The organism is Methanogenium marinum, assembly GCF_028912405.1.
Lineage (GTDB): Archaea > Halobacteriota > Methanomicrobia > Methanomicrobiales > Methanomicrobiaceae > Methanogenium > Methanogenium marinum.
Genome location: NZ_JAKELO010000002.1, coordinates 1526021 through 1544777, shown reverse-complemented (window position 1 = coordinate 1544777; position 18757 = coordinate 1526021). Strand labels below are relative to the sequence as shown.

At 50.9% G+C, this 18757-nt stretch carries 18 protein-coding genes; 4 read left to right on the top strand and 14 right to left on the bottom strand.

Features of this window, described 5'->3' with window-relative positions:
* Positions 1 to 7: 7 nt before the first annotated feature.
* The 6 genes from L0665_RS07730 to L0665_RS07705 all read right to left on the bottom strand — a co-directional run bounded on the left by L0665_RS07730 (position 8) and on the right by L0665_RS07705 (position 6240).
* Positions 8 to 2359 (bottom strand): PAS domain-containing protein, encoded by a 2352-nt coding sequence (locus L0665_RS07730; protein WP_274925114.1) that lies wholly within the window; start codon positions 2357 to 2359, stop codon positions 8 to 10.
* 62 nt (positions 2360 to 2421) lie between these two features.
* Positions 2422 to 2868 (bottom strand): arsenate-mycothiol transferase ArsC, encoded by a 447-nt coding sequence (locus L0665_RS07725; RefSeq protein WP_274925113.1) that lies wholly within the window; start codon positions 2866 to 2868, stop codon positions 2422 to 2424.
* A gap of 22 nt (positions 2869 to 2890) precedes the next feature.
* Complete coding sequence (locus L0665_RS07720; RefSeq protein WP_274925112.1) at positions 2891 to 4027, bottom strand: pyridoxal phosphate-dependent aminotransferase; 1137 nt, start codon at positions 4025 to 4027, stop codon at positions 2891 to 2893.
* Complete coding sequence (gene ribH, locus L0665_RS07715) at positions 4024 to 4431, bottom strand: 6,7-dimethyl-8-ribityllumazine synthase (RefSeq protein WP_274925111.1); 408 nt, start codon at positions 4429 to 4431, stop codon at positions 4024 to 4026. Before ribH ends, L0665_RS07720 begins: the two co-directional genes overlap by 4 nt.
* A 223-nt stretch (positions 4432 to 4654) precedes the next feature.
* The gene (gene ribC / locus L0665_RS07710) at positions 4655 to 5116 is read right to left on the bottom strand and encodes a riboflavin synthase (protein ID WP_274925110.1); all 462 of its coding nucleotides are present in this window, start codon (positions 5114 to 5116) and stop codon (positions 4655 to 4657) included.
* Positions 5113 to 6240 (bottom strand): pyridoxal-phosphate-dependent aminotransferase family protein, encoded by a 1128-nt coding sequence (locus tag L0665_RS07705; RefSeq protein WP_274925109.1) that lies wholly within the window; start codon positions 6238 to 6240, stop codon positions 5113 to 5115. Before L0665_RS07705 ends, ribC begins: the two co-directional genes overlap by 4 nt.
* A gap of 523 nt (positions 6241 to 6763) precedes the next feature.
* Between L0665_RS07705 and purE the strand changes: the two genes are divergently transcribed.
* The 3 genes from purE (at position 6764) to L0665_RS07690 (ending at position 9810) form a co-directional block, all read left to right on the top strand.
* Positions 6764 to 7150 (top strand): 5-(carboxyamino)imidazole ribonucleotide mutase, encoded by a 387-nt coding sequence (gene purE / locus L0665_RS07700; RefSeq protein ID WP_274925108.1) that lies wholly within the window; start codon positions 6764 to 6766, stop codon positions 7148 to 7150.
* 91 nt (positions 7151 to 7241) lie between these two features.
* A complete protein-coding gene (locus L0665_RS07695) occupies positions 7242 to 9398 on the top strand; it encodes a histidine kinase dimerization/phosphoacceptor domain -containing protein (RefSeq protein ID WP_274925107.1) in 2157 nt (718 codons plus the stop codon).
* 34 nt (positions 9399 to 9432) lie between these two features.
* Positions 9433 to 9810 carry a response regulator gene (locus tag L0665_RS07690; protein WP_274925106.1) on the top strand — a complete coding sequence of 126 codons (378 nt, stop codon included), beginning with the start codon at positions 9433 to 9435 and terminating at the stop codon, positions 9808 to 9810.
* Positions 9811 to 10078: 268 nt separating this feature from the next.
* Here L0665_RS07690 and L0665_RS07685 read toward each other — a convergent pair whose 3' ends face one another.
* The 8 genes from L0665_RS07685 to thiC all read right to left on the bottom strand — a co-directional run bounded on the left by L0665_RS07685 (position 10079) and on the right by thiC (position 18126).
* The gene (locus L0665_RS07685; protein ID WP_274925105.1) at positions 10079 to 10261 is read right to left on the bottom strand and encodes a hypothetical protein; all 183 of its coding nucleotides are present in this window, start codon (positions 10259 to 10261) and stop codon (positions 10079 to 10081) included.
* A 285-nt stretch (positions 10262 to 10546) separates the two neighbouring features.
* Complete coding sequence (locus L0665_RS07680; RefSeq protein WP_274925104.1) at positions 10547 to 11386, bottom strand: MBL fold metallo-hydrolase; 840 nt, start codon at positions 11384 to 11386, stop codon at positions 10547 to 10549.
* A 214-nt stretch (positions 11387 to 11600) separates the two neighbouring features.
* Positions 11601 to 12023: a DUF5683 domain-containing protein gene (locus L0665_RS07675; protein WP_274925103.1), complete on the bottom strand. Its 423-nt coding sequence runs from the start codon at positions 12021 to 12023 to the stop codon at positions 11601 to 11603.
* Between the two features lie 85 nt (positions 12024 to 12108).
* The gene (locus tag L0665_RS07670; RefSeq protein ID WP_274925102.1) at positions 12109 to 13926 is read right to left on the bottom strand and encodes a CBS domain-containing protein; all 1818 of its coding nucleotides are present in this window, start codon (positions 13924 to 13926) and stop codon (positions 12109 to 12111) included.
* A gap of 112 nt (positions 13927 to 14038) precedes the next feature.
* The gene (locus tag L0665_RS07665; RefSeq protein WP_274925101.1) at positions 14039 to 15466 is read right to left on the bottom strand and encodes a glutamate synthase-related protein; all 1428 of its coding nucleotides are present in this window, start codon (positions 15464 to 15466) and stop codon (positions 14039 to 14041) included.
* 142 nt (positions 15467 to 15608) lie between these two features.
* On the bottom strand, positions 15609 to 16169 hold the full coding sequence (locus L0665_RS07660) for a YeeE/YedE thiosulfate transporter family protein (RefSeq protein WP_274925100.1): 561 nt from the start codon (positions 16167 to 16169) through the stop codon (positions 15609 to 15611).
* Positions 16170 to 16179: 10 nt separating this feature from the next.
* Positions 16180 to 16701 (bottom strand): YeeE/YedE thiosulfate transporter family protein, encoded by a 522-nt coding sequence (locus L0665_RS07655; protein WP_274925099.1) that lies wholly within the window; start codon positions 16699 to 16701, stop codon positions 16180 to 16182.
* 138 nt (positions 16702 to 16839) lie between these two features.
* The gene (gene thiC / locus L0665_RS07650) at positions 16840 to 18126 is read right to left on the bottom strand and encodes a phosphomethylpyrimidine synthase ThiC (RefSeq protein WP_274925098.1); all 1287 of its coding nucleotides are present in this window, start codon (positions 18124 to 18126) and stop codon (positions 16840 to 16842) included.
* Between the two features lie 25 nt (positions 18127 to 18151).
* Here thiC and L0665_RS07645 point away from each other — a divergent pair, with 25 nt between their 5' ends.
* Positions 18152 to 18754 carry an MBL fold metallo-hydrolase gene (locus L0665_RS07645; protein ID WP_274925097.1) on the top strand — a complete coding sequence of 201 codons (603 nt, stop codon included), beginning with the start codon at positions 18152 to 18154 and terminating at the stop codon, positions 18752 to 18754.
* Positions 18755 to 18757: the final 3 nt, after the last annotated feature.

Here is an 18757-nt window from a genome sequence, read left to right as displayed (position 1 = left end):
GGATACCTTAGCAATCCAGCACTCCATAATGCTTTCTTAGAAAATCCCGAACCTTCTCAGACTCGATATAACCACAATCAAGCCGCTTTATCAGATGGTCTATCTCTTCTACCTGACTGCGGATCAGTGGCAGGTTTTGCATCCCCTCCAGTTCACATATGCCAAGAATTCCCTGCAGTGGGTTTCGGATGTGATCATTGAGAATGGCAAGCTGCTCCATGTTCCTCTCGATCTGAACAAAGGCCTCTTTTTTCAGGACCTCAACATCATATTCTGCAGTGATGTCACGCAGCAGAATGACTGCCTGCACGACAACACCCCGGCGGAAAACCGGAACAAGCGTGACCTCTGCCCGTATCGGCACACTGCCCAGCACCAGGAATTTTGTATCTTTGATAAGCACCCCTTTCTCAAATACACGATGAATTGAAGCTGATTCACCCTTCGTGAGGGCTGGATAAAGCTCAGGGAGCAATTTACCTGTGGCATCTCCCGGGAATCCAATGCCTTCATAGAACAGACGGAAGGCCCGGTTTACCAGAACCACGGTGAGGTCAGGATCAATGGTAAGCATCGGTTCAGCGATGGCATCCGTCATATTACGATAACGTTCCTGAGATTCGGTAATCTCTGCTTCAAACCGAACCCGCTCTGTTTCGTCCCGCACAATGAGCATCACATACAGTCCTTTACCCCGTGGATCGGCAATCGCTGCTGAGTCCCATTTTAGGTTTCGGGACTCTCCACCGTCCAGATGACATTCAGTCCGTATCGTCTGCGGTTCGCCAGTGGATTGTGTCCGTCCAATGAGAATGGCAAGCGCTTCAACAGGGGCATCGTCCGGTGACAGGTCCTCCACCATTGTACCGACAACCTCATCTTTTCTCCACCCCGAGAGTATCTCCATCTCCGGATTCCACTCCACAATCCGTGTACAGTCAGAGGATAGATACAGGAGAACCATTCCCAGGGGATTATTCTCAAATCCTGCGGTAAACAGATAATTTTTGAACTGCACCTCATTTTCGGCTTCACGGGCCCGATAGGCATCAGAAATATCCTGGATAATGGCCATCGCACCGTTAACTCTCCCGTTCCCGTACATGCGGTTGGCATTAATGCTCAGATGGAGGGTCTGTCCATTGGAACCGGTGAAAATGAACTGGCGTCCGTTTATCACTTCACCCTCCAGAACAGAATGGAGAAGGGCCATTGCCTGTTCCTGATCCTCTGTGTCTGCATAAAGCTTCGTAAAACAGGTGCCGGAAATTTCTGACGGGGTAAATCCAAGCACCCGGGCAACAGAGGGAGAAGCATAGGTGATGAACCCTTTTGTGTCACAGGTGACGATTGCATTGAAACTTGATTCTGCTACCTGACGGAACCGTTCTTCTGATGCGAGGATCGCTGCATCAGAACGTTTCCGTTCGGATATGTCACGAACAACGGCGTAAAGATACACTTCGCTTCCTATGAATACACGGGAGAGGGAAATATCCGCATCAAAGAACCGGCCGTTTAGTCCACGGCATGCCCACTCAAAAGGAAAGATATTCCCCTCTTCTGCCTCACGTATCACCTCGCGTGCAAGGCTCCGGGAATCAATACCTTCGAGTCCATCCGGCTGATGACCGGGACTGAGATGGCCAGGAGTCAAATCGACAAGGTTTTCAACCGATTCAGCCCCGTAGAGCTCAACAGCTTTAGGGTTGGCATCTATTATACGTCCGTCCTTTAGGAAGAGGACGGCATCAACCGATGCTGTAAAGAGAGCCTGATATTTATCTTTATTTTCCTTGAGAGCCGCTTCTGCCTCATGACGCCTGAGTATACCTGCCGCCAGACGGCCGAATGCGATAAGAACCTCATCGGGAGGCAGAACAAAACCTTTGGGACATATTACCGGGCTCGCACCGTAACATGTGTCACCACGAAGATACGGAACAACCACAATTTCTTCAATCCCCATTTCATCTGAGACACGGGTGCAGAATCCTGGTTCCCTGGTTCCAACAAAGATTTCATTAATGTCCCCCGGGAGATGAATGACTTCAGCGGATCGAATACACGAAAGTCTGGCATCATCCAGAGGCATCTGATACGGCAACTTGATATTCAGCGATTCCATGACTGCTTCTGTAACATCGTCTGCATTCCCTACCCCCTCCATGATGAGGAACCTTTTTTTCAGGTCAATGCGGGAATATATCGGATAACATCCAGGGCAGAGTTTCGTAAGGCACCTCACAATCAGCTGACCGGGATACTCACCAGACGGAAAATCGAGGAAATGAGCGGCAATATCTGATATCAGGGCAAAATACCCATCATATTCCTGTTTACTGTGACTGTCCGTCATTTATTCCCCGTTGGTGTCCCCTATAAAATACCGTCACCTGCAGAGAAAAAGGATGCCTGAATTTAAATATCGTCTGAATAGTGCAGGTCACCAATTTCGGCATCCGGGAAGCACGCTGCAATGGCATCAGCAAGTGTCCGGCAGAGTTGCCGGTATCCGTCCAGTCCGTCGGCCCCCGACATACCAGGAACAGGAATATTCAGGGTGATTACCTCCCCCGCTGGTGGGAGACGATAGGCATGCACATGCACGGAGGGCGAGAGAAAGACAACAGTTCCATATAGAGTATCTGAACAGGAACCGAGAGATCGGGGATGGTGCCTGGAGAGGTCAATTCCTTTCTCTTTCATAACAGCTACCACACCTAAATCCACGGGGGACGGGAAGATACCTGCACTCTCTGCCTGGTAGTGATCACCTGTGGCTGCATTTAGAATGGCAGCCGCCATCGGGGAGCGGACTGAGTTGTAGGTGCAGACGAAGAGCACACGGTGCAGTTCAGGAGTCATCACAGGCACCAAAAAAATGATATTAGTCTGAGAGAGCAGCGATGCGTTGCATTGCCTCTTTCAGCCGGCCAAGGGATGCCGCATAGGAGAGACGGACCCATCCGGGGGTGCCGAATGCCGTTCCTGGTGTCACGGCGACATTGGCTTCAGCAAGCCACCGGGCAGACACCGCCATATCGTCTCCTCCTGTCTTCACGTAGGCATAGAAGGCACCCTCTGCGGGTGCTGTTTCATAGCCCATCTCATGCAGAGCACCGATGAGATACTGCCGGCGGGTGTCAAACTCACACCTCATATCACAAACGCACTGTTGATCACCAGTGAGGGCAGCTACTGCCCCGTGCATCGCAAAGGTGGCCGGGTGACTAATCGTGTGCTGTTGCACTTTGATCATCTGTTTTGCCACGGGTTCGGGTGCTGCTGCATATCCAATACGCCAGCCGGTCATTGCATAGGCCTTGGAAAAGCCGTTCACCGTTATTGTCCGGTCCGCCATGCCATCATATGACCCAATGGAGACATGGGTCTTTGTGTAAATGAGCTTCTCGTATATCTCATCAGAGAGGACATAGCAGTCATTGTCTACAGCAGCATCGGCAATCAGCCTGAGGGACGCATCATTCATCACCGCACCCGATGGGTTGGACGGGCTGTTGCAGATGATCATCTTCGTCTTTGGGGTGATGGCTTCAAGGAAGCTATCGTCAACCTGGAAGTCCGTTTCGCGGACACCACAGTGAACCGGTGTTCCTCCGGCAAGCTGCACGCAGGGTTCATAGCTGACCCACGAAGGGTCGATGATAACAACCTCGTCACCGGGGTTCAGAACGGCCTCCATCGCTTCGTAGATGGAGTCCTTTGCCCCACAGGCGACGATGACCTGTCCTGGTGTGCAGGGGACGTTGTTTTCGGTCTCCAGTTTTCGGGCAATCGCTTCCCTGAGTGCCGGGATGCCGGGGGACGGGGCATAGTGGGTCTCCCCACGTTCCAGTGCGTCGATGCATGCCCGGGTGATGTGAGCGGGAGTAGGGAAGTCAGGCTCACCAATGGAGAGACCGATGACATCGATGCCTGCCGCCCGCATCTGCCCTGCCCGGTCAGATATCTCTATGGTGGCAGACGGTGCGATGTCTGCCACTTTCCGGGAAAGGGGTCTCATGCCAACCGCTGGACAAGCTTGATTGCCGACTCAACCGCACGACGGGCGTAATCAATTCTCTGATGTGCCTCGAGGCGGGACATGCCAGGGCCGGAGATACCGAGGGTGACCGGTTTGTTGTATTCGAGGGAAAGGTCGATTATTTTCCGGGCTGCGTGCTGGACAACGATTTCGTCGTGCTGGGTGGCACCCTCAATCACGCATCCAATGGTCACAACAGCATCGACATTGCCGTCTTCAAGCATCTTTTTGATGGCAAGCGGCATGTCATAGGCGCCGGGAACATAGAACTTCTCAATCACTTCTGCACCGAGGAACTTTGCATGTTCTTCGCCTTCTATTTCCATCATATAGGTCAGGTCGCGGTTGAATTCAGCGACGACAAATCCAAGTTTAATTGCCATTTTTTCTTCAGCTCCGTATTGTAAATTTCAGGTAAATACAGATTGGCACTTATCCCATAAAAGTGATGCTTCCCGAAAGTGGGGAGGGAACTGCTGACAGGAGGAGATGGGATGAATACCATGGATAAATACAGATGGATAACACCAAACCATTTTCAAATGGAATTCGGTTTGAACAGTCGAATTTCAGTGAAAAAATAGGGAATGATGCTAAAAAAAGGTATTAGTGCCGGGCAGGACCAGCGTCCTCAAATCCCTGGCGCTGGCCGGTACCGGCCTCTTTGATGAGAGCATCGGGTCGGAGAATCAGTTTCACCGTGTTCTCCGCATGTTCCCGTGCCCGCTGTTCAGCAAGCCAGGCTAGCTCTTTGTCGTCTTTTGCCTCGTCCTCATGGACAAAGACCTCGATGATGTGATGATTGGTCATCAGCTGACACTGAATGAGTCCCTGGGACGCCTCATGAGCACAGAGGCGGTCCTTCTCCTTGCCGCCTGGCATCCCGAGGGCCATGACGATATCACAACCCCGCTCCTCGATGAGAATTTTTGCTGCAACCGGGAGGTCTTTGACACCGGGAACGGTGTAACGTTCTATGGCAACGGACGCATGGCGCCTGAGTTCGTCCACCGCGACAGCGCCCATATTTACGCGGGCAAATGTGGTGTCAGCGACCCCGACTTTCATGCGATAAGCACCTCGCAGGCGGCAGAGACACCGTCGCCCTTGAGGGGATATCCTGCTGCTTTGAATGCGCCCTGCACCATTGCGAGGACGGCGAGGATTTCAGGAGCACCGGTGGCACCCATGGTACCAATACGGAATATCTTCCCCTTTATGTGGTCCTGCCCACCGGAAACCTCAATGCCGAGATTTTTGACTTTTCCGCGGATTGCATCATCTGTGATACCCTCAGGGTAGCAGATCGCTGTTGCGGTATTGGAATAGGAATGCAGGGCATCCGGCTGTGCAAAGAGTGAAAGACCCCACACGTCTGCTGCCGTGCGGACGGCTTGTGCCATCATGCGGTGGCGTGCAATCCGGGCCTCCATGCCTTCCTCCAATGCAATGGCACAGGCCTCACGCAGGGCGAGGTAGAGCGGCACGGCAGGAGTGAAGGGAGTCTGGTTCTTGGCGGCGCTCTTTTTGTATGCCGGAAGGTCAAAGTAGAACGGCGGGTTCTCGCACTGTGCGTCCCATGCCTTCTGTGAGACCGAGAGGGCCGCAAGTCCTGCAGGTGCGGCGAGACACTTCTGTGAACCAGTGATTGCCACATCTACGCCCCATTTGTCCGGATATACCTCATCCGCGCCGATAGAGGTGATACCGTCCATGATGAAGAGTGCACCATGCTTCTGTGCGAGACGTCCAATTTCCTCTGCCGGGTTCAGGATTGCAGCAGATGTTTCGTTGTGAACGAGAGTTACTACCTCTGCTCCTTCCTCGAGCGCCTGTTCCAGTGCTTCCAGAGGCAGGGGAGTACCCCAGTCAGAGGCGAGTGACATCGGGTTTCCATAGCGCTGGCTCACCTGATAGAGACGGTCACCAAACTTACCATTGACAAGGCAAGCAATCTTTTTGCCTTGGCAAAAGTTTGAGATGGCAGCCTCCATACCTGCGGTACCTGAGCCGGTAATGGTCAGGAGATCGTTCTTTGTGCAGAATATCTCTTTAAGCATCGTGGTCGTCTCTTCAACAACCTGGCCAAATTCTGCACCGCGGTGATTCATTGCCTGACGAGCCATAGCGAACCGTACCCGTTCCGGCATTGGGACAGGACCCGGCATCATAAGAAGTGATTCATTTTGCATATTGATCAGTGGGATAATTTTTAGTGTTTATGCCATATGGAGGTTATGCAGGATAGGCCCGACAAAAGCATGATCCTGACTACCCGGACAAATAAAAAACACAGGCAGATTACACTGGCGCCACCTGTGTCATACAATATTCCTGAATACATCTATATCACATCTGACAGGAGGGAGGGACACATTATCTCACCATCATTTCCCGCACCAGGACGGGCATGGAACCATTCAGGGGATTCAATGCAGGACGAATGATGCATTCACCCATTCATACTAATAATTAATTTAATAAATTACCCCGTTTCGCAGTCCGGATGTGCAGCACAACATCTGCATATCCTGTGCTGCCAGGCATACGCGATGAAATACACATTTCAGGGAACCGCACAACACACCCCTGTATACCATTTGCAGGACCGGGATTTCACGGCAAACGGTGCCCTAAAGTCTACCTGCGCTCTTCTCCATATTTCTAAACCCCAAAGTCAATCTCTTTATGCAGAGACTTCGATACACTCTGCCAATGGTAGATGTAGCTGTGATCGCCGGTTCGGCATCAGACGGAGAAATTGTGAGCAAAGCAACAAGTATACTCGAAGAAGAGGGCATCACCTATGACTTCCAGGTAATTTCCGCACACCGGAACCCGGAGGAACTGACCGCATACGTGAAGAATTCAGAGGCACGGGTCTTCATCACAGTTGCAGGACTTTCTGCGGCACTCCCGGGGGTTGTTGCATCTCTGACCGAAAAACCGGTAATAGGCGTCCCTGTTGCGGCAGGCACCCTTGGTGGTCTTGATGCACTCCTTGCAATCGTCCAGATGCCCCGTGGCATTCCGGTAGCCTGCGTTGGAATCGGAAACGGAGCCAACGCCGCTCACCTTGCAGTGCGCATCCTGAAGGCATAATCTAACGATCATCAATACAAACCCACCCCCATATCCACAGAGATGTTAAATGAAGATCATTTATACCTCTTAAGCACGTTATTTTTCACAGATGCGATTGGAACCCCGGATCCTGGCAGCAGGAATTCTGCTTATTTATCTCATATTGCTGCCTGTTGCGGCTGATACGGGGGGGCATGACCAGATCATCTACATCAGCTCATACGGGCCAAGTTACATCTGGAACCAGGAGATTGAAGCAGGCATTCAGGCGGCCATTACAGACTCAGAACGTACCCGTATTCAGCTTTCCATCGAATATCTGGATGCAAAAGTCATCGATGATGCTACTCATTTTGAAAACCTGTATCAGACCTTTGCCCACAAATACGAAAATGCCAACCCGAATGTAATCATCACTTCTGACGACAACGCCCTTCTTTTCATGGACACATATGGGGATCGGCTCTTTCCGGGTGTCCCTGTTGTCTTTACCGGAGTGAACAATGCATCCATTCTGCCGGAGGGAGGAGAGGATGCCACGTTCTATATCGGGACACTGGAGATACTGCCCATAAAGGAGACAATTGATGTCATACAAAAAATTAACCAGGATACTGACACCATCTATGTCATCCTTGACAATACCTACGCTGGCCGCTCCATCCGGGACCAGATTAACGAACAGACAGCCGATGATACAGATATCAGCTTCCACTACCCGGAAGCAGGGGCCAATATCAGTACCATCAGTGCTGATCTGGCCAGTCTGCCGGATACAGCAGCCGCCCTCATAATCACCTACTACCTCGCCGACCAGGACCTCACTCCTTACCATATCGATGAAATCTCTGCTGAACTTTCTGCAGCAAGCCCGGTTCCCATCTATTCTGTGGTGAGCATGTTCAATAATAAGGGAGTGGTAGGCGGAGTTCAGATATCTCCCTACAACCTGGGATATGATGCAGGAAATCAGGCCATATGGGTGCTTGAAGAGAAACCACTGAAAGGCACCGGGCCCGTTGTCTACGCACCTGAAACGTCTCCCATCTTCGACTACACAGAGATGCAGCGCTTTGGAATCCCTGAATCTGTCCTGCCGGAAGGAACCACCATTATCAATCAACCATCCAACTCAATAACCATCAACCGTGGGGTTGCATTGGCGATCATGTCAGTTGCAATCATCCTCTGTTTCCTTGTGGTCATCCTCATTGGCCAGAATGTAGCACTTGGCAAGACCCGGGCATTGCTCACGAAAAGCGAACATCTATACCGCTCAGTGGTTGAAGGACAGACCGAGATGATCACCCGGTTCCGGACGGATGGCACAATTATCTTCATCAATTCTGCCTATGCACGATACTTTGGTCTGGACCAGGATGAAGCCAAAGGGACGAATTTCCGTGCCCGTATATTTGAAAAAGACCGGGAACGGGTTGCAGCGCACTTTGCCACACTCCGTGCCGGCACGGCACACAAATCAATTGAACAACGCATTGTCTTAGACGATGGCAGTATCCGCTGGCAGCGCTGGGATGATCACTCCATTTTTGATGAAAACGGGACCGTTGTAGAGTACCAGTCGGTTGGCATGGACATCACAGAACAAAAAGAGGCAGAACAAAAAATTAAGGACTCCCTTCAGGAGAAGACCGTGCTCCTACAGGAAGTCCATCACCGGGTCAAAAACAATCTTGCGGTTGTTTCCTCTATGCTTGAGATGCAGGCAGTAAAAGAAGAGGGTGCAGACCCATACGTGGCAACCCAAATTCGTGAAGCTGAACGTCGCATACGCTCAATGGCTGCAGTCCACGAAGAACTCTACCAATCAGAGACCTTTGGTTCGATTGACATACAGTCCCACTTCAGACGCCTGGCACATGATATCATCAACACGTTCCCGGATGCAGAAAAAGTCAGTCTGGAGGTGGAAGCGAGAGGGGGGTGCATGCTCTCACTACAGAATGCAATTCCTGTGAGTCTCATCATCAATGAACTTCTCACAAACGCGATGAAGTATGCCTTTATAGGCCAAACAGAAGGTATAATTTCCATTCAGATGTACTGTGATAACGCAAATGCGGTTCTCACTGTCAGTGACAACGGGGTCGGATTCCCCAATGGATTTGAACCTGAAAAGGCAACATCTCTCGGAATACGAATGGTAAAAACATTTGTTGAGTATCAGCTTGACGGCACCTATGAGATAACATCTGGCCCCGACGGGACTATATGGACACTGCGATTTCCACCAGATCTAAATTAATTTCGGAAACAGCCAGGGAGAAAACAGATTTAAAATGGAAGGTAATGAGAAGCGCTCCGTCGGCATTGTTGAAGACGAAGGAATGATTGCAATGCTCCTGCGGGAAATGCTGACACGGGAGGGGTTTGACGTAGTCTGCACCGTAAAGACCGGGAAAGAAGCAGTGGACTGTGTCCGTGATAATGCCCCAGGAGCCATGCTGATGGATATCAATTTGAACGGTGACATGGATGGTATTGAGGCAGCAATCCACATCAGAGAATTTTCAGATATCCCTATCATCTTCCTCTCTGCTTACACTGACCCCTCTACAAAAGAACGTGCGAAAGGTATCAGGCCATATGCCTTCCTTCCAAAACCCATCAATAAACAACTGCTTATCTCCACCCTTAGTGCGGGTATTACCGGATAACGAGGCGATAAAGCAGCCGCACCTTTTTTTAACAGCGCCACGTCAGCAGATGGAATCGAGGTATTTCTTCCGGCAGAATTCAGCAGGACGAATATTTCTGCCTATCCAAATTGCATCACACGCATACACACATGAGCCCTCGTCACCTCCAAAGAGTAACATCCACAGGTGTTCAACCAGATATACCAAATATATTACACCACCAGACACCATGGTGCCCGATTCACAAAAAAGGAGGGAGTATTTGTCAAAAAGGATCAGGATTCTCTTACTTATTACTTTTATACACGTTCAAACCAATTTTTACGTCTTCAGCATCAGGCACAGATATGTTACCCTCAGTTGACGCAATTGTAATGGATTTTCCTGATTTGGATGGCCCAAAATTCTTAGATATATCAATTTTCATCGTAAGAATGGTGCCTTCAAGAGTCATCTCTATGTTTTTCATGATGCGAGTTACGACCCTTTGATACATCTTCTTTTCTGTTGGAAGGAGAGGTAAATAGAACATATTGACCAAAATAACAGACAATTGATTTATAAATCACATTATAGAGGATTATTATCCCATTTTTTGAAATACCCAATATGAATACAAAGGTAAACTCAGTGAAATCAGTTAATTCCAGCTGAGAATAATGAAAATGGTGTCATATTTAACGGATTGGGCAAAGCCAGAGCTTGTGCCAATATTTGGTTTTCAAAAATCTGGATAATGGTAATTTTCGAGGAATTACCACACTGTCTGCAGCCCGGTACCGGTCTCTTTCAGAGGCAACGTCCGGGAGAAGGTGTGCAATGCCGTAAACCCGGTGCAGTGGCAGGCATGCAGTGATTCAAGGTTCAGATTTTCAAGGAACCGGGTCGTCCGGTCAATCCGGTTCTGATCAGAGTACATCAGATGAAGGCCACCAATGACAGACCGGATACGATCATCGCCACATACTGTCTTTGCATGGTCGATGATGTTTGCGATACCGGAGTGCGAACAGCCGCTGATGATTACAAGACCTGTGTCACTTTTGTACGCAAGGGCAGAGTCATCAGTCAGGTGATCCGGTGCGGTGGTGCCGTCTTTCAGTGTCACCTCTGCATTCGGAGTGAAAGACTCCCACTCATGTACCCGGGGAATTTCACCCAGGAATACCAACCGGTCAGTAATCCATACCGGCTCTTTTGAGAGCTGAACCGTACCAAAACGACCCAGAATATCTGCACTATAGAGAGTGCCAATTTCAGAATTCCCGGGACGCCTGCGGGGCAGATATGCCCCCGGGTGGGAAAGAAAGACTGGCGGTACATGCCCATCACCTTCGGTTGTCTCATTTCCCAGTTCGGGAAGCAGTGCCTTCATACCCCATGTATGGTCAAGGTGCCCGTGGGAAAAGACCACATGGGTGGCATCCGCCGGTTCTATCCCCATCCGCCGTGCATTATCAAGAAAAACACCGGAAAAACCGGTATCAAAGATAACCCGGACATCCCCATCATGGATGAATGCGGAAAAACCGGATTCGGAAAGGAGATAACGATCAGTAAAAGCCGTATTGTCAGTCAGTATTGTACATTCCATCGCCATTGCCCTGATATATGCCGGTCAGCATCTTAAAAGAAGGGTTTGGACTAAAACCGGTCAACCAGACATGGGATACATGATCCCACATACTTTTCCCATACATTTCTGAGTGCAGCAGATATCCGGAAATATCCTGTTGCGTATCCCCTATAGAGAGAAATGCTAATATCTCAAATCGCAGGAATTTCGGAAACCGGAATACAGGATTTCCTCACGACATCATGAATATCGAGGAAACGGACATCGCACCAAAGCAGACGAGAACGAAGACAAGGACATACAGCACAACATGATATATATGCATTTCACGGAACGGCAGGGTGCCGGCGTTCTGTCGCTGAGCAGTCCGGTAAGCATCATATACCCCTGCACCAAGAATAACAAGCCCTGGTACAAGGAAGAAGAAAAGGCCAAATATCGTTGCCACAAGCACAAAGAGACCTTTTTTGTACTCACCGTTATAGACCTGCCCAAACCCAGGGAAAAAGAACGAAAGCACCACCGCTGCATGCACATTCTTATGTGGGGGTGCAAGTGCGGACTCCTTCCATTCCCTGCAGGAAGGACAGAGCCCGGTCACTCCTTCAGGAAGCGGATTCCCACATTCCGGGCATACCGGTATCTTCTCTGCCATCTGTTCTCCTTCCCCCCCTATCTGACATTCTTCTATCGTCTTCCCGGAAGATTATATCTTTCTCTTAAAAAATCTCAGACTCCGTTCAGACAAAACGATAGCCGGAATGAGGGACCAATATCTCAAACCGGGCCCCCGCGTCAGGCACCCCACATTCACGGATTGAAATTCCGGTAATCTCCAAAATTTCACGAGATAGAAATAGGCCAAAACCGGTGTTTTTTCCATACCCTCTGGCGAATATGCGCTCTTTGAGATCAGCAGGGACACCTTTGCCATCGTCTTCGACGATAAGTATGCAACCATCCTCACCATCCTCAAACCCGATGGAAACCGTCGTCGTACCAACTCCGTGACGGACCGCATTATCAATGAGATTAAAGATGACGTTACCAAACATCGGATCTGCATAAATGTCCAGTCCCTCACATGCACAGACAACAGCAACGTTATTTTTCACAAACTCTTTTGCTGCCTTTTCAGCAAGGAAAGAGACACTCTGCCACTCCGGATTGGACTCCCCCAGACCCTGGTACTCCCGGGTGAAGAGGATCTGACGCTCGATGGTGCCGGCAGAAGACATTATCTGCCCGATGGTTTCTGCAAGCCCACTGTCCCCGTCCAGGTAGCCATCCATCTCCAACAGTTCACCTGCAAGCATAATGATACTCACCTGGTTGAGGATATCATGCCGGGTTATTGATGAGAGCAGATTGAGTTTCTTATTTGCCTTGTGGATGGCAGCCTGGTAGTTGGTAAGATCCGTAATATCAATATTAACACCAGCAATGAAAACGGCTTTCCCATCTGAATCGGTCTCAATGACTTTTCCCATCTCCCGAACCCATCGCCATCCACCCCCCGGAACAACGATACGGAACCGTCCCTCCCTTATGGCCTCTTCCCCCAGGACAAGGGACTCCACAATCTCATGGAATGCCGGGAAATCATCGGGATGCACCCTATTCTGAAGGTACCCAAACATCTCCCCCAAGTCGGAGAAATAACTATCAGGGGCAAAGACCACACCTCCGTCCGCTCCGATTTCGATCCCGTCCGGACCTTCACGGTAGTACCAGGTCTCAATATCCGCACCTTCAACCGCAACATGCAGGCGGTCCTGGTGTTCACGAAGTTCCCGTTCCAGTTCACGTTCACGGGTGACATCAATTGCTGACTCTATCACCCCAAGGACTTTACCGTTTCCCCATCTGACAGGATGACACTGCACCTGCCAGATACGGCTTTTATTATCGATAATTTCTGATGTTCGCACCGGTCTTTCAGGAGAAGGGCCGGAGAGGGTGAGAGGACAACCATGACAGGGAGTAGAACTGCCATGCAGGAGCTCATAGCAGTGCACCGGGCCAGGTTCACCTGCAACATCAACATCCTCCGGCTGTCTGTTGATCCAGAGAACCTCCATATTCTGGTCAAGAAACATCATGGTTCCGTACATCCCGGATAAGTCCTGCAAAATTGCGTTCATGTCACTTGCAAACCCGAGCACATCACGTGCAGTCACAATACCTGCTGCCCGCCCATCTTTTAACACCACAATCCGACGGATACTGTGCCGGATCATTAGATCGGCTGCATCACCCACCGTCCCATCAGCACCGATGGTAATAACAGGTGAGGACATAACATCGGATACCAGAATTTTCGTCGGATCTCTTCCAGCCGCCACAACCTTACGGGTGAGATCCTGTTCTGTTATGACACCTTGGAGAATCTCTCCATCCATAACAAGACAACTCCCGATACGACGTTTGGTCATCAGTCCAGCCGCTCCGGCAACAGTAATATCTGACGGGACGCATACCAGTTCCCGGGTCATGACGGCAGTAATCTCTACACATGAGGCAATGGTGATTGGCTGGGGATGTTCTTCTGATGACATGACAGACTCTGTGTTCTATATGATGTCCTATATGATCAACCATTAACCACCCCTCTGATATATACCGTTGCGTAACGGAAACACAAAATCTGAGAGAAATTGAGGGTTTTATTCAGACATGCCGGATACGGGTATACTCCGATATCTCAGAATTGACAGTGCAGAGATCATGCACTGACAGATCATGTACATCATGATGACCACACAGGCGGGAAAAATATTCAATTTCGGCCCGTGTTGCAGCAAAGAACCGGGCAACACCATCTGCCGCATGGGCAGTATCCACCCGTGCACGAAGGACAGGATCCTGTGTCGTCACCCCTGTTGGGCAATCGCCGGTATGACAGATGCGGTACTGGTCACACCCGGCAGCAATGAGGGGGGCCGTTCCCAGCGCAATGGCATCGGCACCGAGCGCGAGACCTTTGGCAATATCTGCCGAGATTCGGAACCCGCCGGTCATCACAAGAGAGATGCCGCGCACCCCGTGATCATCCATATACCGGCGGGCCCGGTCCAGAGCATACATCGTCGGGACGGCAGTCGCATCCTTCACCGCCTTCGGTGCTGCCGCTGTTGAACCCGGCCGGCCATCAATAGTGATAAAATCAGGATCCGCCGCAATAGCCACTTCAAGGTCTCCTTCAATATCTCCTGCAGCAAATTTGATGCCGACAGGACGACCACCTGAAAGGTCCCGCAGGTCACCCACCTTAACTATTAGATCCTCTGGAGAGCGGATGTCATCAAACCGGGCAGGGCTGTGGATATCATGTCCCTGTGGAAATCCCCGGATTTTAGCTATCTCTTCTGTTACCTTTGCACCGGGCAGAAAGCCCCCCATCCCGGGTTTGGCAGACTGACTTATTTTGATCTCTATAGCATCGGCCGCCTGCATATATTCCGGGGTTGCGCTATAGCGATTTGGCACATATTCAAATATATAACGATGAGACTGCTCAAATTCGGCAGGAAGAATCCCCCCTTCACCAGAACAACATGCAGTCTCAGCACGGGCACTGCCCATTGCAAGTGCAATCTTTATTTCACGGGATAATGCCCCGAATGACATATGAGTCACATAGAACGGGATAGACAGAACCATCGGCTGTTTTGCATCCGGCCCGATAACCGTCTCCATGTTCACCGCTTCATCCGTGTTGAGGGGGAGACGACGGAGGGCCGCGGCAATGATGAGAATCTCATCCCATGTAACCATAAGCCGGGCAGTTCTCATTGGTTCAATGACCGGTTGACCAGTCTGTGCCATCGTCTTGATCTGGACAAAATGTGGTTCAATATAGTCAGGGGCACGACAGATATGAGTCGCTGGATCCGCCTCTACCGGAGGAGTGCTTACCTCCTTTGTCGCGGCACCGGGTTTCTTTTTCAGGTGAGTCCTGTCAGACATGCATACCGGACATGTCCAGTCGTTCCCCAGTGCCTCAGGTGACACACCGGCAGGTATCCCTCCCTCAACAGATCCCACTTCATCATCATACTCAAACGAATGACAGACATCACACATATACCACGACATATCCTCCCTCCAAAACCCGCATAACAGATCTGGGGTACTATTCCTTTTACCCTATTAGTCTTGTGGCGATTCAGCTCTCCAGGGTACACACACCCTCCGGGCGGAAAAAAGAGAAACACCACAGGCCAATAAACACCACCTTTCAGAACCCAAGATATTCCAGGACATACAGGACAAACACAATCATCACAACCATGACAACGGTAGCGGCCCAGCCGGGTATACCCAGCATTTCACCGACGGTTGTATGTTTTATTGGCCACCGGCTCATGAGACCATCTTTCAGGGACGGATACCATGCAGCAAAGATTGCCGCACCAATAACCATCCCCACCATTCCGCCGAGGAGGGCATCCATGGCACCCTGCCCAATGGCACCTGCAACGGTTCCGGGGCAAAGACCCAGAAGGCCAAACCCGACGCCAAAGATGAGCCCGCCTATGATCGCTGTGCCATAGGTACGTTTTGCAATATGGGCATTGACCCATTCAAAATGCCGGGAGATACCAAAGAGCACCATCCCAACTGCCACAGCAGTCCCCATCACCTTCACTACCGTGAAATCTGTCAACATAAGCTGGGAAATGATCACATCATACTGCGTCACACCTCCTTTCTGGAGACAAAAACCAAATCCAATACCAATACAAAGGCCCAGCACCAGCTGAGCTCCTTTGTTCTTTCTCAGAGCGGCAAATACCATAGTATTCACCTCACCCAAAGAGGGCGAATGTCACCATCGCCGTTGCAATCCCCCCCACAAAGAAGAATGCGGAGGTAACCATACTGGTAAGAGAAAGCTGCATCGACCCGGATATCCCGTGCCCGCTGGTACATCCCCCGGCCCAACGGGCCCCAAATCCCAGAAAAATACCACCCACAAGAGCAATAACCCACCGTATCACAGCAGAATCTGAAAACGTCGAAGCAAAGAGCGGCGGCACCCAGCTTATGGCAAACGTCCCGGATAATGATGACGAAATGAAGGCACCGATGATGATGCCGATGACAATCAGCCAGGACCAGTCAATTTTCGGAGTATATTTTTGATAATACTCGTTCTTCTCCACATGGGAAGGATACACACGTGAGAGAAGCATACCTGCCGTCTTTACATACGACGTCGAACACCCCATCGGCCGATCGGATACCAGAAATGAGAGCCATGCAAGGACACCAATGCCTGCGCCTGCGATATAGGGTGACCAGAGAGGAAGGGTTAAAAGTCCAGTCAATGACAACACCTGAGCCCTCAATCTGCGTACACAGTAATAAACATATTCCCAGCCGGTTCCAAAAACACCGACAGGAATTGTGGAAAATGATTGGGATAATTGACTGAAAAATATGAACTGAGTTATCAGGTATTTCGATCACTCAGTGTTCTTTTTATCACTCAGGATGTCACTGACCAGTTTCACGGCACAGAGATCCCCACACATCGAACAGGTATCAATTTCCCCGTCCCGTTCATGTATCCGTCTCGCATGCTCCGGGAACATTGCAATAGAGAACTGACGGTCCCAGTCAAGGGCACGGCGGGCATCGGCCATCTGCCGCTCCCCTTCTGTGTACCATTTTTCAGGCCGGCGGGTAGTATCACCGATGTGTGCGGCAAGTTTTGCCACCCGCGTCCCTTCTTCAATATCTGCCAAATCCGGCAGGGCAAGGTGTTCTGCAGGGGACACCATGCAGAGGAAGTCTGCACCGGCCATCGCCGCAATTGATCCACCAATAGCAGCAGATACATGATCATAGCCAGGGACGATATCGGTGACAAGCGGCCCCAAAAGGTAGAGAGGTGCCTGATCGGTGAGTTCTTTGATCATCTTCACATTGTAGGTAATCTGGTCAACCGGCATGTGGCCTGGCCCCTCAATCATCCGCTGGACACCCAGTTCCTGTGACCGTGCGGCAAGGGTGCCAAGGGTGAGATATTCCACCGTCTTTGCCTGGCGGCCGGCATCGACAACCGCACCGGGCCGCATCCCGTCTCCAAGGGATATACATACATCTTCTTCCCGTAGGATCTCCATCAGGTAGTCATACTCTGCATAGAGAGGATTCTCCTCACCGGTCGCATCCATCATCGCCAGATGAAAGGAACCGCCCCGTGAAACAACACCCATCACCCGCGGGTCACGCCGCAGAGAGGCGAATGCCTCACGGTTGACCCCGCAGTGGAGGGTAAGAAAGTCCACCCCGTCATGGCAATGATCACGGATGGTGTTGAAGAGTATGTCTGCGGTGATATCAGAGGCACTCCCGGCACGACGCACCGCATCATAGATAGGCACTGTCCCAACGGTGGTATCCAGCCCCAGAATACTTTTCCGTATCGCATGGAGGTCCCCCCCGGTTGAGAGGTCCATGAGGGCGTCTGCACCGTTTGCAAGCGCGGCCCCCCCCTTCTTCAGTTCAAGATCCGGATCACAGCGGACACCGGAGGTTCCGATGTTCACATTTACTTTTACCCGACATCCGGACCCAATGGCACACAGACGGTGTTCACGTCGTGGATTTGCCGGAACAACAATACGTCCCCGCACGACATCACGTGCCATCTTTCGCCCATCGAGCCCTTCTCTTCGGGCGAGTGCTTCAATCTCATCCGGCACACCGGAGAGGCACTCCCTGACAAGGGTCTGCATAAAAGACATTTGGTGGTACATCCTTATTACCTGTATGCAGGTGAGATGGATTCCTGGAGAAGGATACTGGGCAAACGCCTATATCTGTGGAGAGGTACTCATAGACGCGGGGGTCACCCCTATGCAGGTGGAAGCCTATGCTCCAGATATAACAACGATTGTACTAACTCACTGCCATTATGACCACATCGCCCATGCCCACCATATCGCGTATATGTGTGATGCAAAAGTTTTCATACATGAAGCAGATGAACCGGCCCTAACCCATGGGCGTTCTGAAGTGACACTCTCAGCGATGTTTGGGGAGCGGACACCGGCAGTGCCGCTTGCAGGCACCCTGGAGGACGGAGACACCATAGGAGGTCTGAAGGTGATACACACGCCCGGCCACACACCGGGGTCAATCTGCCTCTGGGATCAGGAGGATGAAAACCTCATCTCCGGCGACACGGTCTTTGCCGACGGCGGCGTAGGCAGGACTGATTTCCCCGGTGGATCGCAGGAGGAACTGGTGCACTCCCTCGACCGGTTGGCAGGGTATGATGTGCAGGCAATCTGGCCAGGCCACGGGATGCCCGCAAAAGAGAATGGGTTCCGACATATCGAGGCAGCACGCCGGATGATAGGGTATTACTGAAGA